Origin of the sequence: Brumimicrobium mesophilum, assembly GCF_003025005.1 — a bacterium.
GTDB classification, from domain to species: Bacteria; Bacteroidota; Bacteroidia; order Flavobacteriales_D; family Crocinitomicaceae; genus Brumimicrobium; species Brumimicrobium mesophilum.
The window spans coordinates 1-2,202 of sequence record NZ_PVSS01000039.1; the positions used below are offsets into that span (position 1 = coordinate 1).

Below are 2,202 nucleotides of genomic sequence, written 5' to 3' on the forward strand. Positions count from 1 at the left end.
TTGAAGTCGCTGTTAAAGTAATATCGTAGTAAATTGAACTTCCCACCGGACTTTCAAAACATTCTGAGAAACCACTTCCTTGATAATTAGATCCGTTGGATACCGTCCAATCTAAATTATCAATTGTGGATGGAGCGTTTACTATTGTTGTGGAATTGAATTCTGAACATATAGGAGAGCAACCTTCTCTATTTATACCTACAAAATTAACCTCAGGTACAGGATGAACAACAACAATTTTGCTAATTTCATTAGTACAACCATGGTTTGTAGTCACATTCAATGAAACATTATAAGTTCCATCATTTGCATATTCATAAGATGGATTTTCTAGATTACTGGTTGAACCATCTCCAAAATCCCATTCCCAAATAGTGATTGAATTATTAGCATTAGTACTTGATATGTTAGTTAAATCAGCAAAATCTGTTTCGTTTTCCAGACACTCGGATGTTGCCGAAAAATCTGCGTTAGGTACAAGGCCAGCAAAAACATTTTTTGCTATAGAGTCTTTACAACCAAAAATAGATTCCACAACTAAACTTACTGAATAATTACCATCAATTGTATAAATATGTGTCGGATTTTCTAATACAGAAGTGGATCCATCATCAAAGTCCCAAATCCAAGAATCAATTAAAGTCCCACCGTTGGACGATGATAAATCTACAAAATCACTTATGACATCAATACAAAATGTATCAAAATCAAAATCAGCAATTGGAGAAGGATGAACAATAACAGTTTTTGTAATTGAATCTATGCAGGAATTGTTAGTACTGACCTTTAATTGAACATTGTAAGCTCCAGGTGTGGTAAAACTAACATTAGGATTTTGGCTTGATGAAGTTGATCCATTATCAAAATTCCATTCCCATGAATTAATAAGAACTACCCCATTAGTATCAACGACTGAAGAATCACTAAATGCTACAGTTTCTCCTAAGCATACATCCACATGACCATAATTAGCCACAATTTCTTGATCGACATTAAAATATTCGGTTTCACATAATGCTCCCAAAGAATATTTAACTTCGTATTTTCCTCCACCCAACCCTGCGGTCGAAACATTTAAAACATTATTCGTTTCTCCAATGATAGCGACACCTTCTAAATACCATTGCCAATTTCCACCAATAGTATCTGAAGTTGCATTCAATACCAAATCACCATTGCAATAATCTCCTTGGTCTGAAATTTCAAGTGAATTATAAGCATTGATTGATTCTAGTTGAAAGTTGTCATATAAAAAATAAGGTTGGCAACTTGGAACACCAAAACTTAGCGGCAAAATACAAGGGGGACCAATTATTATTTCATTAATATCGATTGTAGGTGTAAACTCAATTGTAATTATTTCCCAATTGGAATTTGGAGTATAGATCTCCGAATCTATCAAACTCCAAGCACTCGAGAAAGTGGTAGGACATCCATAATTACTCAAGGGTAATGAACCACAACTGCTTGTGCCAAAAATGGAAATATTAATATCATCCATAGCGACTGGGCATGAACTATTTGGTGACAATTCTAATGAGGCAATATTAAAGGTCAATGAATAAGTCTCACCAGCAATTAAAGGTCCCGAGAGACAAGTTCCTATGTACTCTTGATAATTGTCTAAAACTAATGATCCCACAAAACCAGTTCCATCAGGAGCAGTAATAACTGAATTAATGTTACCAACGCCAAATCCACAATTAAAATAATCGCTTGAACCAAATGAAGCCTGGATCCAGTTATCGGCACAACTTAATTGAGAAAGTATATTAGGACAGCAGTTAAAGGACTCAAAAGAAGGATTCGGAACCAAAGACAAGACTGTAGGTGGTGCTCCAATGCCATTGCAATCACAAGCTGGATCATTGAGGTCAATAAATCCATTATTATCATCATCAATTGCATTATCACAGATTTCTTGAGCATTCACAAAAGTGAAAACCAATATAAAAGTGAATAGAAGTGATAATTTCCTCATTGTAAATTATATAGCTATAATTTTAAAGTGAATATTTAATCAAATATATGAAAAAAATGCCGGACAGGTGTATGCATCGTTATTTTTCAGATTCATTCTTTTGTCTAGTAAGTAATATATTTACAAGAAGTTACTTATGTAAAATGAACAGTTAAATGTTGTTTGATTGTTTCAACTAAGTAATTACTTCAACAAAGTAACCTGACCTTGCTCCACATGCA

1 protein-coding gene is annotated in these 2,202 nt (G+C 33.9%); it reads right to left on the reverse strand.

The annotated features are described in order from the left end of the window. Positions 1-1,981: PKD domain-containing protein (locus C6368_RS16900; protein WP_159038664.1), on the reverse strand; the 1,981-nt coding region annotated here is incomplete at its 3' end. Between the last annotated feature and the right edge of the window lie 221 nt (positions 1,982-2,202).